A 16,382-nucleotide genomic window follows, 5' to 3' on the forward strand; every position below is an offset into this window, starting at 1 on the left:
TCCGCGCCAACGCCGGGAATCGGTAGTCCGGGCACACACCGGGATGGTCCACCGGACCTGACGGCGGGCCCGTAGCCGCATGCGCCCACCGAGGCACAACCACATCAGGTCCCGCCCCCCCGGGGGTGTAGCCGCCGCGATCGCTCACGTGGACGACGGTCCTGCCCGCTCCGACGAGGAACGCGCACCGCAGTATGCCGGGATCGCATGGGAGTATTCGTTTCCGTCTTGGACAGCATGAAAGAGGACCGCGAAACTCCTGAGCGTTACCGATCGCATCCGGACGGGGAGTTTCCACCATGCGTGTACCCATGACCCGACAGAAGACTCTAGCGGCACTGGCCGTCGCAGCACTGGCCCCGCTGGCCGCCTGTTCGTCGCCCGGGCCGGCGGAGGGACCCGATCCCTCCGCGTCGCCGGCCGCATCGGAGTCCGCGGCGGCCACCGAGCTCGACTTCGCGCTTCTGGAGGAGGAGTTCGACGCCACCCTCGGCGTCTACGCGCTCGACACCGGCAGCGGCGAGGCCGTCGAGTACCGAGCGGACGACCGGTTCGCCTACTGCTCCACCTTCAAGGTGCCGCTGTTCGGGGTCGTTCTCGAACAGACCACACCGGAGGAGCTGGAGAAGGAGGTCCCCGTCTCCGAGGACGACCTGGTCAACTGGGACCCGATCGCCGAACAGCACGTGGGCGGCACCATGTCCCTGTACGAACTGGGCAACGCCGCCCTGCGCCACAGCGACAACGCCGCCGCCAACCTGCTGCTGGAGGAGCTCGGCGGCCCGGAGGCCCTGGACGCGGCCCTGGAGGAGATCGGCGACGACGTCATCAACGTCGACCGGATCGAACCCGACCTGAGCGAGGGCGCCCCGGGCGACGAACGCGACACCAGCACCCCGCGCGCCATGGCCACCACCCTGGAGGCCTTCACCCTCGGCGACGTCCTGCCCGAGGACGAGAGCGAGACCATCGTCGAGATGATGCGGGGCAACACGACCGGGGACGACCTGATCCGCGCCGGCGTGCCCGACGACTGGGAGGTCGGCGACAAGACCGGGTCGGGCGGCTACGGCACCCGCAACGACATCGCCGTACTGTGGCCGCCGGAGGGCGACCCGATCGTCCTGGCGGTCATGTCGACCCGCGGCCAGGAGGGCGCCGAGCACGACGACGCCCTCATCGCCCAGGCCACCGAGGTCGTGGTCGACGCCCTGGCCTGATCCGGAACCGGTCCCGGCGCGCCGACCGCGCCGGGACCGGTGGTGTCCGGCATCGACGAGTCCAAGGAACAGCGGTCGCCTGACCCCTCCTGGCACGGATCGGCAGCCGATGCGCGAGCGGTGCACGTCGACGGGAGACGGGGCGCGTGTAAGGCACCGTGCACATCCGTCGGCGGCCACAATGGAACCATGTCCCGATCCCGCCGCCGCGCCAGCGCTCCGCCCGACACCGGCCCCTGCCCCTGCGGCTCGCCGCGCACCTACGGCCAGTGCTGCGGGCCGCTGCACCGGGGCGAGTCCACGGCGCCCACCGCCGAGGCTCTGATGCGCTCCCGCTACAGCGCCTTCGCGGTCGGTGACGCGGCCTACCTGATGCGCACCTGGGCGGCCGGCACCCGACCCGCCACGCTCGATCTGGACCCGCGCACCGAATGGGTGCACCTGGAGATCCTGGGCACGGGCGAGGGAACGCCGTTCCACAACGAGGGCACGGTCTCGTTCAGGGCCGTGTACCGGGAGGACGGTCGCGAGGGCGAGCTGCGCGAGGACAGCCGGTTCGTCCGCGAGGACGGCGCCTGGGTCTACCTCGACGCCCTCGCCTGACGGTCTTCCCGGCCGCCCACCTGCGCAACGGCCTGCTGGGCCGCCAGGGGTCCAAGCGCCGAAAAAGGGCTGAGTCCACGCCGATCGGGTTCCGCCCCGACTCGGCCCAGCCCTTCGATTCCCGGTGTCTGTCCTGGCAGGTGGACGCCCGCACCGTGTCGATCTGGACCACCCGAGGCCGGATGAAGAACCTGGCCTTCACCGGCTCGCCCGAACAGCTCAAGACGCCGGCCGAACACCGCCAAGGCGAAACCGACCTGCTGTGCCAGGACGGGGATGTGGTTCCTGTCCGCAACGTGTGAGGTGCCCGAGAAGCCGCTCAACACCGAACCCGCCGGGTTCGTGGGGGTGGATCTGGGGATCGTGGAGATCGCCACCACCTCCACCGGCCAGCGCCACGCAGGCCGGACGCTCAACCGGTACCGCCGGCGCCAGAACCGCCTGAGGGCCAAACTCCAGAAGAAGAACACCAAGAGCGCCACACGTGTGCTCAAGCGCCTGCGCCGCCGTGAGACGCGGCGGGCGCGGGATGTGAACCATACGATTTCGAAGAGGAGCGGGCCGAACGCACCGGCCACGGCATCGCCCTAGAGGATTTGAAGGGCATCCGTGGACGGGTACGGCAGGCCAAACGACAACGCGCCTCGTTGCATTCGTGGAGTTTCGCCCAGCTGCGGGACTTCCTCACCTACAAAGCACGCAGGGCCGGGGTGCCGGTGGTCGTGGTCGACCCCGCGTACTCCTCCCAGTCCTGCTCGGAGTGCGACCACACCAGCAGACGCAACCGGCCCACCCGAGCCGTGTTCGCCTGCACCTCCTGTGGTGTGGTCATGCACGCCGATGTCAATGCTTCACGCAACCTCGCCCGCAGAGGCGTAGTTGTGTGGAACGCGGGGCGCTCAGTCAGCCGCCCCCGCCCCTCACCCTGAGCGGGGCCGGACGCGGGAGGCCTCCCACCACCCAGGTGGGCCCCTACCCGCAAGACCCCGTGGCATCAGCCACAGGTAGTTGACTCCGAGCCGCCTTCCTGGTTGTGCGGGAATCGGTGGTCAGAGGCCGTCCAAGATTTTTGTGCGCGTCACGACACCGAGGCGAACAGGAGTTCGCACGCGCCGCGATCACGAAGCACACTGCCACACCTTCACGATGTGTGCGGCGCTTTTGACGGAAAGTCCGTTGGGTTCTCGCCGCAGGACGGTTAGCGTGTCCTGCGGCAAACCGCTACGTGCCAGGGAGGTCCTGATATGGCCAGTAAATTGACCGAACTCGCGATCGACTGCGCCGACCCCGAGGCCCTCGCACGGTTCTGGTGCGCGGTCCTGGACTACGAGGTGCAGGAGTCGGAGGACGGGTTCGTCGCCATCGGCTCCCCCGCCGTCCCCGAGGGCAAGAACCGCCCGGGCCCGGTGCCGCCGTCGTTGACGTTCGCGCGCGTGCCCGAGGGCAAGACCGTCAAGAACCGGCTCCACATCGACGTCAACCCGACCGACAGGGAGCAGGACGAGGAGGTCCGCCGCCTGCTGGACCTGGGCGCCCGCCGCGTCGACGTCGGCCAGGCTAGCGAGGAGAGCTGGGTCGTCCTCGCCGACCCGGAGGGCAACGAGTTCTGCGTCCTCGCCGGACGCCACCCGTGAACCACGTGTTAATCCGGTGGCCCCGGGCCCGGCGCCGCTGCGATCATCGTCGGCGATGACAGAGTCGAGGGATCCCCGGGCGGCCGGACTGCCGGCGTCGCACGAGCAGCGGCTCCGGCTGCACCGGCGCACGGTCGGGCACGGCGGACGCCGCTACACCCTGCTCACGCTGCGCCCCTCCGACCCCTGGCGGTTCGGGGTCCGGGTCGACGAGTGCACGATGATCACCTCCGACCTCGCGGGCACCCGGCTGCTCGGCCGCCTGCTGTGGGGCCTGTCCTTCCAGCGGCGTCCGGACACCGTGCTGCTCCTCGACTCCCCGCACCTGGTGCCCAACCCCTACGACGGTCTCGCCAGCCCGCCCGTGGCCTTCGTGCCCACACCGCTGTCCACCGTCGACGCCGCGGCGGTCCGCAGCATCCGTCGGGACCGGCCCTCCCGGCGCCCCTCCGAGGGCACCCTCACGTGGAACACCCGGAGCTATGCGCGGGCGCTCACCGCCGACCTCACGTGGCAACGCGAGATGTGGGCCGGGCACTCCGGCCTCGATCGCGAGTGGACGGAGCCCGTGCCGGAGCCCCGGGTGAGGGTGTTCGGTGACTTCGTGACGATCAGCGGTGACCTCGCGGCTTTGCGGCGGTGGGCGCTCAGCATGGGCGGACTGGGCCGCTTCTGGCACGCTGACGAGTCCTGCGCGGAACCCGACGCCGGCCTCGCCTTCGACGTGCACGCCATCCGCCACTTCCACCGCCAGGTCTCGATCGCGACACGCGCGCGGAGTGAGGTCCTGGGCATGGCCGACGCCCCGGCCGAGCCGCGACTGCTGAGCGAGCGGGTCACCGCCCGCGCCGCGGCCGTCGCCGCCCGGGGCCAGGGCCCCTGGGACCCGCTGCGCCCGATGCCCTTCGGCTGAGGGGTTCAATGACCGTCGCGCCGGTCCGGCAGGCCCGCGGCGCGTCGCAGGCGCGCGAACTCGTCGGTGAGGGGGCCCAGCTGCCAGTGCGCGTTCCTGCCGCTCGGGTTGGGCAGCAGCCACACCCGGGTCGGCCCCATCTCCATGGCCTGGGGCCCGACCTTGGCGTGGCGGTCGCCGAAGGCGTCCCGGAACGCTGTGACGCCGAGGACGGCCAGCCACCGGGGGCGCCACGACTCGACTTTGCGCCGCAGCGTCCGTCCGCCCTCCACGGCCTCCGCCCGGCTCAGCTCGTTCGCCTGGGCGGTGGTCCGTTCGACGACGTTGGTGATGCCCAGACCCAGTGCCAGGAGTGCGTCCTCCTCGTCGGGGCGCAGTCGGCGGGGCGTGAACCCGGATCCGTGCAGGGCGGGCCAAAAGCGTGTGCCCGGGTTGGCGAAGTGGTGCCCGGCCGCACCTGAGGCCAGGCCGGGGTTGATCCCGCAGAAGAGCACGTCCAGGTCCTGCGCCAGGACGTCGGGCACCACCTTGTGGCGGGCCGCCTCCAGCTCCACCCGACTCGGGCGGGGCGCCCGGTCGGCCCTGGCCGGTGCGTCCTCGTTCGAGGGCATGGATCCCACCTCTTCCATGGTCGGTGCGTCACCCCTGGGGTCGACTGTGCCGGATGCGTGGTGCCTACCCGCCGTGGCGTGAGATTCCCGGAGTCGGTCTTGCGGCCGGGAGCGAAATAGGCCACCCTAGCCGTCATGAAGATGCACTTCGTATGGAAGGGCGGCCTCCGCCCGGGCCTGTGAGCCCCTCCGAGTGGACCCTCGGCGCCCCCGCCGACGGACGATCCACTTTTCTGCACCATGTCAGCTCCCTCCTCGCCGAGCACGGTGAACCCCCGTGGCCGGACGACGGTCGTCCCTTCCCCGACGACCCTCCCGACTGGGCCAACGCGATGATGGCGAGCGTCGTCCTCGACGGGATCCGCACCCACCACTTCGGGAGCACCGCGGACGAGGAACGGGCCGACGCGCTGGCCGAGCTCATCGCCCGCACCGTGGCCGCACCCCCGGACACGGCCGCCGCGCAGCTGTTCCATGACGCGCTGGCCGAGACCGACGCGTTGACGGTGGTCGACCACCTCCTCGAACCCCTGGCAACGCGTGCGGTGTCCCGTCGCCGTGCGCGGGTGCTCGCCCGGTGGACGGCCGAACACGGAACCGATCGCAACGCCGTCAAGATCGCGCTGGCCCTGCTGGGCCTGTGCGGAGACGAACGCGAACGGGAACTGTTCGTCCTGCTCGGGTCGCTGGACGAGTTCGCGCTCTACGCGGCCCTCGCGCTGCGGCGCGCCGTTGCCGATCCCGAACCGGACCTGTTCCGCCTCGCCCGCCGGACCACGGGGTGGGGGCGGATCCACACGGTGAAACGGTTGGAGGGCACCACGGATCCCGCCGTTCGGGCGTGGCTCCTGCGCGAGGGATTCCGCAACGGCGTCATGGACGAATACCTCGCGCATGTCGCCGCGGTGAACGGCGGCCTGTCGGAAGCCCTCATCCGGGCCGACCGGGAAGAAGGACCGGACGACGCGCTGCTCGACGGGGCGGGCGGCATCCTCAGCGCCATGGCCGTGCCCGGGGGCGGTCCGGCCCCGGGCCTGGCGGACTATCCGGACGCGTTCCCCGCGCTCGAACGCTATGCGGAGCTGATCGAGGCCGCGCCCGCCGCTGTGGGGCGGCTCAGCGACCTGGCGAGAATCCGCGATCACCTGCTCGACAAACCCGCCGACCTGGGGCGCACGGCCGAGGAGGTGACCCGGCTCGGCCGACGGTTCGCACGGATCCTGGAGCGTCCGGAAGGGCAGGAGGTGGTCCGCGCGCACCTGGCCGACCCGGAGGGAGAGGATTTCGGCCGTGCGCTGTGGGCGGCCGACCGCATGGGACTGCGCCCGTTCGACGAGGTCCTTCGGCGCCTGCGACTGCGACCGCGGGACACGTTCGCCTGGCATGTGGCCTTCCGGTGGGTGGACCAGGAGGGCGTGCCCGATCTCGTGAAGCTCGCCCAGACCCTGTTGCCTCTCGGAGCATTGGCGACGGGGCCGTCCGAGGTGTCGTCGGTGGGCCCCGGTTTCGAGGACGACCGGGCTCTGACGGACGTCCTGCGCCACCTGGCGCGCTCCCCGGGCTCGGGCTGGCCGCTCATCCGGACCGGGCTGCGCAATCGGTGCGTGGGGGCGCGCCTGGCCGCGCTCCGTGCTCTGGAAGCGTGGCCGGCGGAAGACCTTCCCGCGGCGGCGGTGTCCGTGCTGCGCCTGGCCGCGGCCGAGGAGCCGCACGCTGAGACGAGGGACACGATGTCGGCTGTTCTGGCGCGCCTCGACCCGGGTTCAGGGGCGGGGTAGATCCGACCGGCGAACGGCCTGGGCCCGTGCCCGCACGGGGCCAGGACACCGTCCCAGATCATGGCTCGCACGATCCGAAGCGTAGGCCGAGCAGGCGGCGCCGGTCCAGGAGCAGCGGAGCGGGTGGCGGAAGGCGGCTTCAGCCGGGCATGACAAACGGGGCCCGGGAGCGCAATGCTCCCGGGCCCCGTTCACGCGTTGATCAGCGGAGGCTTCCGCCTCAGCGGCGCGGGCGCCTGCGCGGTGCGCGCGAGCCGGATCCGCGCGGACCCGCTCCGTACGGTGCCGAGCCGTGGCGACGCTCGCGGGAGGCGGGCGAGGGCACGGAGACCGGGACGCCGGAGGGCTCGCGCGCCCCGGTCACCCTGGCCAGCTCCGGGTCGGCGATGTCCACCCGCAGCGTCTGCGGCTCGATCTTGGCCCGGCTCATCAGCCGGGTCATGTCGCGTCGCTGGTTGTGCAGGACCAGCGTGACCACGTTGCCGGACTCCCCGGCGCGGGCGGTACGGCCGCCGCGGTGCAGGTAGTCCTTGTGGTCCGTGGGCGGGTCGATGTTGACCACCAGGTCCAGGCCGTCCACGTGGATGCCGCGGGCCGCCACGTTGGTGGCGATGAGCGCGGTGACGTCGCCTCGCTTGAACTGGTCGAGCGTGCGGGTCCGCTGGGGCTGGCTGCGGCCACCGTGCAGGGGCGCGGCGAGAACACCGTTGGCCAGCAGGTGGTCGGCCATCCGGTCGACGGCGCGCTTGGTGTCGAGGAACATGATCACCCGACCGTCGCGAGCGGCGATCCGGGTGACGATGTCCTGCTTCTCCATGTGCGTCACGTGCATGACGTGGTGCTCCATGGTGGAGACGGCGCCCTCGGACAGGTCGACCGAGTGCACGACCGGGTCGTTGAGGAAACGACGGACGAGCGTGTCGACGTTGCGGTCCAGAGTCGCCGAGAACAGCATGCGCCGACCGCCGGCCGGGATCTGCTGCAGGATGGCGGTGACCTGGGGCATGAAGCCCATGTCGGTCATCTGGTCGGCCTCGTCCAGGACGGCGGACTCCACCTGGTCCAGGACGCAGTCGCCGCGCTCCATCAGGTCGCGCAGACGGCCGGGGGTGGCCACCACGAGGTGGACGCCCTGGCGCAGGCTGCGGGCCTGGCGGTGGATGGGCATGCCGCCGACGACGGTGGTCGCGCGCACTCCCACCGACCGCGCGTAGGGGTCCAGCGCCTCGGTGACCTGCTGAGCGAGCTCGCGGGTCGGCGCGAGGACCACGGCGAGGGGGCGCCGCGGCTCGGCCGTGGTTCCCTGGAGCTTGGCGAGCAGCGCGAGCCCGAAGGCCAGCGTCTTGCCGGAACCGGTCCGGCTGCGACCCAGGACGTCACGCCCGGCCAGGGCGTTGGGCAGGGTCGCCGCCTGAATCTCGGACGGGGTGGTCAGACCCTGGCGAGCCAGGGTGCGCTTCAACGGCTCGGGCATGTCGAGCGCGTCGAAGGTCTCCACCGGCGGGAGCGCCGGGGTGACGGTGGTCGGGAGAGCGAACTCTCCCGAGGGGCCGCCTCCACTGCGTGCGCGCCCGTTGGACTGGGAACGCTGGGGGGCGTAGGGCCGCTGCCGACCGAAGGGCCGCGCGGGGCGGTTACGGCTTGTGGCTGTGCGGTAGGGCTGACTCATGTGGGGCCTTTCGCCGACGGCGCTGGCCGGGCGGGAGGCCTTCTGGCCTCGCAGGGGGAAACCGGGTACGCCGGAGGAAATAACTCGGATGACCGCACCGGTCCGGAGTCTTCCGGGGTGCGGAGGTCGCCGGTGCCTGTCGGTGAACGACGGCGGAGAATCCGGCGAAGCACAAGAAAAAGCGGTGGGCCCGGCACCCGAAGGGCGGGCACCACCGCTGGGGGAGAGCGAACTCCCCTAGATCAGGGTGATGTTCTCAGCCTGGGGGCCCTTGGCCCCGGCCACGGCGTCGAACTGCACGGCCTGGCCCTCGGCCAGCTCACGGTAGCCCGTGGCCTGGATGTTCGAGTAGTGGGCGAAGACGTCGGGGCCGCCGCCGTCCTGCTCGATGAAGCCGAAGCCCTTTTCGCCGTTGAACCACTTAACTGTACCGGTCGCCATATGGATACCTCTCGTTCGAGCATGAAGAAAACCGCGAATGACGATTTTCCGTCACCGCGGTGATCTCCCGAACGGATGGAATCCCATCGGGGGGCCACAACTGCAACTCCCTGAAACTTAGCACAGGAAAATCATCCTGGGCGGAACTTGGGGTGTGTCGAAGGACACCGGCGAGTATGGTATCGAATCTGGTGGAAAACGTGTCGGACCTGGACTTTCACAAAATCCCCACGCCTGGGCGGATGTGGGACGTCCGACCTCTACGGACCAGGCCCCGCCGGCAGGATGAGGGCAGGGACGGGAGGCCGAACGGAGCCGGGAACGAGCTGTGGGACGAAAATTTCTCCGGCCGCGGTCGCGGTCGGCGAGGTCCTCGGCGGGACCGTCACCGCGGTGGGGCACCCTCGGGGCGCGTCGGTGGCCCTGGACGGATGCGCCTCCCTCGTCGGGCTCCCCCGGCCTCGGGCGGTCGCACACGAGCCTGTGCCAGGATGCGAACGGTGAGCTCCCGAACCCCCGAACCTCCCGAGTCCCCCGGGCCTGCTGAGCCCGCCCTGGCCGCACTGGGCGCCCTGCTGGACCGCTCCCTCATCCAGATCGGCGCCGCCGCCCGCGACGCGCGCACCTTCGACCGTGAGGCCGTCCGGGCCCTCTCCGACCTGTGGGACAACGGCGTACTTCCCCTGTTCCGCGCCGCGACGGGCGGCACGAGCGCGGAGCGGGAGGACCGGGCCCGCGCGGCACTGGCGTGGATGGTGCGTCTGCGGCCCGGGCGCTGGACCTGGGTGGTGGAGCAGGGAGCGCTCGCCGGGCACCGGATCGACGCACTGGTCGAGCCCTCGTCCCCACGCTTCGACCGGCCCCATCGCGACTACCGGGACGCGGTCCGCCCGGCGCACACGGCGTTGACCCCGCGCACGGTGACCGGGCCGGCGGCGGACCTGGCGGCCGACTACGCGTTGGAGACGGCCACCGTCCGCCATGTCGAGGTCGAGCGGGTCGGAACGCGCCTGGAGGGCTTCCTCATCCTCGGCCTCGACCGCCGCTACGCACCCGACGAGCGGGCGCTCCCGGTGCCCGCCAAGTTCCACGTCCGGCTGGAGGACGTGGTCGAGGTGGACGTGGACACCCGGGCGGCGCCGGGCCTGAGCCTGGACGGCGGTCGGGACGAGATCGCGATCGGGTTGGGCGGGGCGGGCGTGCTGCGTGCCCGGGCGGGGTCGCTGTGGATCAGCGACGCGTCCTGGCACCTGTCGAGTGCCGGCCGCCGCGCGGACGCGCTCGTTCCGCCCCGTGAGCCCGGATCACCGGTCGTTCAGGGGCCTGAGGAGGGGGAGCTGGAGGGCGACGTGCGGGGCGCGGCGGACTTCGTGCGCTGGGCGCTGCTGAAGATCCGCACGGTGCGCTATCCCCAACAGGTGGCTCACGTGCCGCTGGAGGCGTACTGCCGCGCGTTGGAGGGGGCCGGACGGGACATCCTGGCGGCGGGGGCGCTTGCGCCACGGGAGCGGGAGGCCGCCTTCCGCTCACTGGTGACCGGCTGGCTGCGCCGCGGGGGCGCCGACCTGGCGCCGGACTGGAGTGTGCTCCTGACCGGTGTCCCGGAGGCCAGGGAGCTGGCGCGCGAAGTGCGGGAGGAGCTGACGGCCCGCGGCGCCCTCCCGCCCCCCTGGGGCACCGGGGAGGACGGGGAGGGCGGGGAAGCGACCGGCCTGCCGGAGCGCGCCGAGGCGCGCATGGTCTCGTACACGGCGGAGAGCGGCGGCCTGACGGGCCGCCGTGACGCGTCCGCCATCGTGCACCTGGCCGTGCCCGGGCCGGAGGGATTGCCGTGGCGGATGCGCGTTCTGGAGGCGCGTGATCCGGGTCTGCTCCGGGCGCGGACGGAGGCGTTCGATGGAGCCGTCCGTGTCCGTGTGGAGACGGGGGACCGGGAGATCCTCGCGGTGGGCGACGACGCCCTGATCATGGACGCCCGCGCCTGGGACGGCCTGGCCTGAGGTCGAAAGCGGGGGTGGAAACGCACCCCCGGGCAGGCGTCGCGCCCGCGACCGGCTTCGGGCACCACCGACACAGTGCCCTCGCCTGGCGGGCCCGACCACGTCGAACAGGCCGTCGACACCGCACACGCACGGCCGTGGGTCTCCTCGCGCCGGCACGGTCGCCGCCGTGCCCGCCAGTGCACTCAGCGGGCAAGCTCGCACTGACGGACGCGTCGGTCCGTGTCGGTCCGTGTCGTCCCGCCGCCGGACGCCGCCGGGCCCGGGCCACGGCCGGGCGTCACGCCCCGTCCCGCTCCAGGCGGGCCACCGCGCGGTCGACGTCGAACCGCTCGGCCGCGATGAGCGGCGCGCCCACCTCGTCCCGCAGGGCCGCGGCACGCTTGAGCAGGTCGTCGGCCTGGTCCCGGTCCCCCGCCAGGGCGTGGGCGCCGGCCAGGCCCTCCAGTGCCAGGGCGACCGCGCGCGGGTCTCCGCTCGCCCTGGCCTCCGCTTCGGCCTCCGTGTGCAGTTCGAGGGCCCCGTCGGCGTCGCCGCGCTGTTCGGCGGTGTAGCCGAGCTGGGTGAGGATGAACGCCAGCCCGACCCGGCCGGAGGTGCGCCGGTTCCAGTCCAGCCACCGGCGCAGCGACCGTTCGGCGCGGTCCAGGTCGCCCCTGCGGCGGGCCACCAGCGCGATCCCGGCGTCGGCGAACTGCTCGCCGACGGCGTCGGACCGCTCGGCCGCCAGCCGCCCGGCGCGGGTGAGCAGGACGTCGGCCCGGTCCAGGTCGCCGGTGAGCATCGCGATCCTGCCGAGCCCGGACAGGGTGAGGCCGGCGCTGCTCCACAGCCCCAGTTCCTCCGCGATGGGCAGCCCCTCGCGGTGGTGCTCGGCGGCGCCCTCCAGGTCGCCCAGGGCCTCCAGCGCCTGGGCGAGGGTGTCGGAGGCCCGGAGCAGGCCCCACCGGTCGCCGAGGGCGCGCAGGGACCGCCGTCCCTCCATCGCCAGACGGAGGGACTCGGCCAGGTCACCGCGCAGGAACGCGGCCTGGGCGAGGGTCACCTGGGCCTGGGCGAGCGTCCATGCGTCGCCCGCCGCCGCGGCCGCGGCGCGGGCCCGTTCCACGCGCTCGGCGGCCGGGCGCAGGTCACCGAGTGCCCAACGGGTGTGCTCGGTCAGCCACGCGAGGCGGGCGCGGGTGGCCGGGTCGGTGACCGCGTCGAGCGCGCGGGGGAGGTCGGCGTACCCGCGCCGGTCGTCCTCGCTCCCGGGCGCGGCCAGGGCGGCCCGCCACACGTGTGCGGCGGCGCGCAGGGGCGGACGCCCGCCGGGCAGGGCGAGGGCGGTGTCCAGGGCGGCCCGTGCCCGTGCGGTGCGGCCGCGCAGGTAGTGGTGCCAGCACTGGGCGGTGGCGACCCGCAGTGCCAGGTCGGTCCTGCCCTCGGCCGCGGCGAAGTCCAGGGCCGCGCGCAGGTTGGCCGCCTCGCAGTCCAGCCGGTCGAGCCAGTGGGGCTGGTCGGCGCCGCGCAGGAGCTCGTCGGCGCGCTCGGCCAGGTCGGCGAAGTGCCGGGCGTGCCGGTCCCGCGCCTGGTGGGCGTGGCCGGAGCGCTCCAGGCGTTCCAGCGCGTAGGCGGCCACGGACTCCAGGAGGTGGTAGCGGGTGCCCGTGGGGTGGGCGGTGGCGGTGACGAGCGAGCGGTCCACGAGTGCGCCGATCACGCCCAGGACGGCGGTGGCGGGGACGGCGGGGGCGCGCTCGGGACCGCCGGGAGCGGGGCCGTGGTCGGCGCAGACCGCCTCGGCGGTGGCCAGGTCGCAGCCGTCACGGTGCACGGCCAGGCGGGTGAGCACCGTGCGCTCGGTGGCGTCGAGGAGTTCCCAGCTCCAGTCGATCATCGCCCACAGGGTGCGCTGGCGCGCGGGGGCGTCGCGGCGGCCGACGTCGAGGAGGGTGAAGCGGTCGTCGAGGCGGGCGGCGAGCTCGGCCGCGCTCATGTGGCGCAGCCGGGTGGCGGCGAGTTCGAGGGCCAGGGGGATGCCGTCCAGGCGCCGGCAGACGGTGGCCACGGCCGGCGCGGTCTCCTCGTCCAGGGTGAACGCCGAGACCGCCGCCCGGGCCCTGGTGACGAAGAGCCGGACCGCTCCGGAGTCGGCGAGCGTCGCGGGGTCGGCGGCGCCGAGCGGTGGCGGGGCCAGCGGGGGCACGGCGTACAGGTGCTCGTCGGCGAGGTCGAGCGGGGCCCGGCTGGTGGCCAGGACGGTGAGGTCGGGGGCGGCCCGCAGCAGGTGGGCGACGGCGTCGGCGGCGGGTCCGACGAGGTGTTCGCAGTTGTCCAGGACGAGCAGGGCCGCGCGGCCGCGCAGGAGGCCGGCGGCCTGGTCCAGCGGGTCGCCGGCGCGTTGGTCGTCACGGGCGCCGAGGACGGCGGCCAGGGCGGCGGCGGGGTCGCTGCCGGCGGGGAGCGGCGCCAGTTCCACGAACCAGACCTCGCCGGATCCCGCGCCGACCGCACCGCCGGCGTCCGGCACGGCACCGGTCGCGCAGCCCCGGCCGGCGGCGGACCGGGCCGCGCCGGATCGCGCTCCCACCGCACCGCTCTCGGGGCCCCGGCCGGGAGCCGGGGTCGCGCCGTCACCGCCGTGGGCCGTGCCCCGGCCGTGCGCCCAGGCGTGGCCCGCGGCCAGGGCCATCCGGGTCTTGCCGACGCCGCCGGGCCCGGTCAGGGTGACCAGCCGGTGCTCGCGCACGAGGGCGCCCAGCCGGCTCAACTCCTCCTCACGGCCCACGAGCGCACCGGTCGGCGCGGGCAGGTTGCCCGTGGGGCGGGCGGGGCGCGGCACCGGGTCCAGGGCCGGGTCCTGGGCGAGGACGGCCCGGTGCAGGGCGAGGAGGTCGGGCCCGGGGTCCACGCCCATGTCGTCCGCGAGCCGGACGCGCAGGCGGGCGTAGGCGGCCAGCGCCTCCGCCTGGCGTCCGGCGCCGTAGAGGGCGCGGATGTGGGCGGCGTGCAGGCGCTCGCGGTAGGGGTGGCGCTCGGCCGCCGCGGCGAGCTCTGCGGCCAGGGCGCTGTGCTCCCCCGCCGCCAGGCGGGCCTCGGCCAGGTCCTCCAGGGCCGTGGCCCGCTGTTCCTCCCAGGCCGCGACGGCGGCGCGGACGTGGTCGGTGTCGGCGAACTCGGCCAGGGCCGGGCCCCGCCACAGGTCCAGGGCGCCGGCGAGGTCCGGGCGCGGGTCGGCGGCGCGGGCGGCCCGTGCCAGGAGGGCGTCGAAGCGGGCGAGGTCGAGGTCCGCGGCGGCCAGGGCGTAGCCGGGCGCGCGGCGGCGCAGCAGGTCGCGGGAGCCGGGTTCGGCGCGGTCCAGGGCGCCGCGCAGCTGGGAGACGCGGGCCTGGAGCACGGGCAGCGGCTTGGCGGGGGGCCGGTCACCCCAGAGGTCCTGGACCAGGCGGTCGGCGGAGACCGTCGCGCCGCGGGCCAGGAGCAGGGAGACCAGGAGCGCCCGGACCTTGGTGTCGCGGACCTCCACCGGCCGGCCCTGGTCGGTCCACACCGCGAGCGGTCCCAGCACCCCGAAACGCATGCGCCCCACCGTAGCGGGCCCGTAGGAAACCCGTGGCGGCGGCGGGCACCGTGGGCGTCATGAGGGAGCGGCCACCGGGCCGCACCGAAGGACGAGGAGTCGGATGATGGGTGTCTACGAGGGCAAGCGCGCCGTGGTGATCGGTGGAACGCACGGGATGGGGCTGGGCGTGGTCGAGGACCTGCTCGCCGGAGGCGCCCGGGTTCTGTTGACCGGGCGCAACGAGAAGAACCTGGAGGAGCTGCGCGGCCGGTTCGGGCCGGGCGTGCACGTGGTGCGCGCCGACGCCGCGGACCTGGCCGACACCGCGGTGCTGGCGGAGACGGTCCGCGAGACGCTGGGCGGGATCGACTTCCTGCACGTCAACGTGGGCACCTCGGAGCTGATGCCGTTCGACCAGGTGAGCGAGGAGTCCTACGATCGCATGTTCGCGGTCAACGCCAAGGGCGCGTTCTTCACCGTGCAGTACCTGGCGCCGCTGATCGCCGAGGGCGGTTCGATCGTGTTCACCACCGCCACGAACACCACCGTGTCCGAGAACATGAGCGTGTACATGGGCTCCAAGGCCGCGGTGCTCACCTTCGCCCGGGTGTTCGCCGCCGAGCTGATCCCGCGCGGGATCCGGGTGAACGCCGTGGCACCGGGCTTCATCGACACGCCCACCATGGGCGTGGCGGGGATCACCGACGAGCAGCGCGTGGAGTTCATGCGCGTGGGTGACGAGGCGACCCCCATGGGCCGGCACGGGACCGTCGCCGAGATCGCCCGGGCGGTCCTCTTCCTCGGTTTCGAGGCCACGTTCACCACAGGGATCGAGCTGACCGCCGACGGCGGGCTCGGCATGGGGCTGAACCCGGCCATGTGACCGCGGCCGTCGCGGTTCGCGAAGGCGGCCGGGGCCCCGCCCCCGGCCGCTCCGTCCCCCGGCCGAGCCGGCGCGGGGCGGTGGGCCACCGGGCGCCGTTCCGGTCCGTCCCGGGGTCGGCCCCGGGGCCGTCCGACGAGGGGGCCGGACGGGTGAGGTCGTAGTCTGAGCCGCGTGGAACTACGTCAGTTGCGGCATTTCGCCGCGGTGTGCGAGGAGCAGCACTTCACGCGCGCAGCGGAGTACCTCGGCATCACCCAGTCCGGCCTGTCCGCGTCGATCCGCGCCCTGGAGCGCGATCTGGACGCCCAGCTGCTGCTGCGCACCACCCGGCGGGTGACCCCCACACCGACCGGGCGCCTGCTGCTCGCCGAGGCCCAGCGCATCCTGGCCGCCGCCGACGGCCTCCGTGAACTGGTCGCCGACGACCAGAGCGTGCGGGGCACGCTGTCGCTGGGCACCGAGCAGTGCATGGGCGTGGTGGAGGCGGTCCCGCTGCTGCACCGCTACCGCGCCCTGCACCCCGAGGTGACGCTCAACCTCCAGCAGGAGGCGACCGGCGAGCTGCTGGCCCAGGTGCGCGCCGGACGCCTGGACGCGGCGCTGGTGGCCGGCACCCTGCGCGAGGGCGAGGGGGTGCGGATCCTGCGCATCACCGAGGAGCCGATGATGCTGCTGTCGGCTCCCGACCACCCCCTGGACTCCGGTGACGTGCTCACGCGGTTGGCGCACGAGGAGTACGTCGACCTGCACCCCGGGTGGGGCGCCCGGGACTGCGCCGACCGGGCCTTCGCCGACTTCGGCATCACCCGGCGGGTGGCGTTGCAGGTCAACGACGTCTACACGCTGCTGGACCTGGTGCACCGCGGCATGGGGGTCGCGGTGGTCCCCCGCCCGGTCCTGGACAAGCCGCAGGCCGACGGCCTGCGCAGCACGGCGCTGCCCGGCGGGACCCGGTGGGCGGTGGGGCTGGCCCTGCCCGGCGGCACGCGCCACTCCACGGCCACGCGGGCCTTCGTCGACCTGCTGCGCGCCGAGCACCCGATTGATGACGCGGATTACTGAATCCCAGACCTCTCACATGTT

General features: G+C 73.5%; 12 protein-coding genes and 1 pseudogene. 9 read left to right on the plus strand and 4 right to left on the minus strand.

All coding sequences use genetic code 11. The annotated features are described in order from the left end of the window. The first annotated feature begins 299 nt into the window (after positions 1 to 299). The 5 genes and pseudogenes from bla (at position 300) to DFP74_RS23880 (ending at position 4,370) form a co-directional block, all read left to right on the plus strand. Positions 300 to 1,220 (plus strand): class A beta-lactamase, encoded by a 921-nt coding sequence (gene bla, locus DFP74_RS23860; RefSeq protein ID WP_121184923.1) that lies wholly within the window; start codon positions 300 to 302, stop codon positions 1,218 to 1,220. Positions 1,221 to 1,409: 189 nt separating this feature from the next. Beyond that, positions 1,410 to 1,823: a YchJ family protein gene (locus tag DFP74_RS23865; RefSeq protein WP_121184925.1), complete on the plus strand. Its 414-nt coding sequence runs from the start codon at positions 1,410 to 1,412 to the stop codon at positions 1,821 to 1,823. Between the two features lie 14 nt (positions 1,824 to 1,837). Further along, positions 1,838 to 2,752 (plus strand): annotated as a pseudogene (locus DFP74_RS23870) (RNA-guided endonuclease InsQ/TnpB family protein); the annotation flags it as partial. Positions 2,753 to 3,067: 315 nt separating this feature from the next. Continuing rightward, complete coding sequence (locus tag DFP74_RS23875; protein ID WP_121184927.1) at positions 3,068 to 3,457, plus strand: VOC family protein; 390 nt, start codon at positions 3,068 to 3,070, stop codon at positions 3,455 to 3,457. 55 nt (positions 3,458 to 3,512) lie between these two features. Beyond that, the gene (locus tag DFP74_RS23880; protein WP_121184929.1) at positions 3,513 to 4,370 is read left to right on the plus strand and encodes a hypothetical protein; all 858 of its coding nucleotides are present in this window, start codon (positions 3,513 to 3,515) and stop codon (positions 4,368 to 4,370) included. A 5-nt stretch (positions 4,371 to 4,375) separates the two neighbouring features. On the opposite strand, the gene mug is transcribed toward DFP74_RS23880, so the two are convergent. Further along, positions 4,376 to 4,918, minus strand: coding sequence for a G/U mismatch-specific DNA glycosylase (gene mug, locus DFP74_RS23885; RefSeq protein WP_121188476.1), 543 nt, complete (start codon positions 4,916 to 4,918; stop codon positions 4,376 to 4,378). A gap of 242 nt (positions 4,919 to 5,160) precedes the next feature. Here mug and DFP74_RS23890 point away from each other — a divergent pair, with 242 nt between their 5' ends. Next, positions 5,161 to 6,759, plus strand: coding sequence for a hypothetical protein (locus tag DFP74_RS23890; protein WP_233571126.1), 1,599 nt, complete (start codon positions 5,161 to 5,163; stop codon positions 6,757 to 6,759). A gap of 220 nt (positions 6,760 to 6,979) precedes the next feature. On the opposite strand, the gene DFP74_RS23895 is transcribed toward DFP74_RS23890, so the two are convergent. Together DFP74_RS23895 and DFP74_RS23900 are read right to left on the minus strand one after the other, a co-directional pair. Continuing rightward, positions 6,980 to 8,428 (minus strand): DEAD/DEAH box helicase, encoded by a 1,449-nt coding sequence (locus DFP74_RS23895; protein WP_121184931.1) that lies wholly within the window; start codon positions 8,426 to 8,428, stop codon positions 6,980 to 6,982. Positions 8,429 to 8,665: 237 nt separating this feature from the next. Continuing rightward, positions 8,666 to 8,869, minus strand: a complete 204-nt coding sequence (locus DFP74_RS23900) for a cold-shock protein (protein WP_053617212.1) — start codon at positions 8,867 to 8,869, stop codon at positions 8,666 to 8,668. A 500-nt stretch (positions 8,870 to 9,369) separates the two neighbouring features. On the opposite strand from DFP74_RS23900, the gene DFP74_RS23905 reads away from it, so the two are divergent. Continuing rightward, positions 9,370 to 10,869, plus strand: a complete 1,500-nt coding sequence (locus tag DFP74_RS23905; protein ID WP_121184933.1) for a hypothetical protein — start codon at positions 9,370 to 9,372, stop codon at positions 10,867 to 10,869. 280 nt (positions 10,870 to 11,149) lie between these two features. On the opposite strand, the gene DFP74_RS23910 is transcribed toward DFP74_RS23905, so the two are convergent. After that, positions 11,150 to 14,431 carry a BTAD domain-containing putative transcriptional regulator gene (locus tag DFP74_RS23910; protein ID WP_121184935.1) on the minus strand — a complete coding sequence of 1,094 codons (3,282 nt, stop codon included), beginning with the start codon at positions 14,429 to 14,431 and terminating at the stop codon, positions 11,150 to 11,152. Positions 14,432 to 14,537: 106 nt separating this feature from the next. Here DFP74_RS23910 and DFP74_RS23915 point away from each other — a divergent pair, with 106 nt between their 5' ends. After that, the gene (locus tag DFP74_RS23915; protein ID WP_121188478.1) at positions 14,538 to 15,296 is read left to right on the plus strand and encodes an SDR family oxidoreductase; all 759 of its coding nucleotides are present in this window, start codon (positions 14,538 to 14,540) and stop codon (positions 15,294 to 15,296) included. 174 nt (positions 15,297 to 15,470) lie between these two features. Continuing rightward, a complete protein-coding gene (locus DFP74_RS23920) occupies positions 15,471 to 16,361 on the plus strand; it encodes a LysR family transcriptional regulator (protein ID WP_233571127.1) in 891 nt (296 codons plus the stop codon). Positions 16,362 to 16,382: the final 21 nt, after the last annotated feature.

Source organism: Nocardiopsis sp. Huas11, from assembly GCF_003634495.1.
Classification (GTDB): Bacteria; Actinomycetota; Actinomycetes; order Streptosporangiales; family Streptosporangiaceae; genus Nocardiopsis.

Excerpts from the sequence above, each read along its gene's own strand:
- bla (WP_121184923.1), top strand. The coding sequence starts at position 300 with ATGCGTGTACCCATGACCCGACAGAAGACTCTAGCGGCACTGGCCGTC.
- DFP74_RS23865 (WP_121184925.1), top strand. The coding sequence starts at position 1,410 with ATGTCCCGATCCCGCCGCCGCGCCAGCGCTCCGCCCGACACCGGCCCC.
- DFP74_RS23875 (WP_121184927.1), top strand. The coding sequence starts at position 3,068 with ATGGCCAGTAAATTGACCGAACTCGCGATCGACTGCGCCGACCCCGAG.
- DFP74_RS23880 (WP_121184929.1), top strand. The coding sequence starts at position 3,513 with ATGACAGAGTCGAGGGATCCCCGGGCGGCCGGACTGCCGGCGTCGCAC.
- DFP74_RS23895 (WP_121184931.1), bottom strand. The coding sequence starts at position 8,428 with ATGAGTCAGCCCTACCGCACAGCCACAAGCCGTAACCGCCCCGCGCGG.
- DFP74_RS23900 (WP_053617212.1), bottom strand. The coding sequence starts at position 8,869 with ATGGCGACCGGTACAGTTAAGTGGTTCAACGGCGAAAAGGGCTTCGGC.
- DFP74_RS23910 (WP_121184935.1), bottom strand. The coding sequence starts at position 14,431 with ATGCGTTTCGGGGTGCTGGGACCGCTCGCGGTGTGGACCGACCAGGGC.
- DFP74_RS23915 (WP_121188478.1), top strand. The coding sequence starts at position 14,538 with ATGGGTGTCTACGAGGGCAAGCGCGCCGTGGTGATCGGTGGAACGCAC.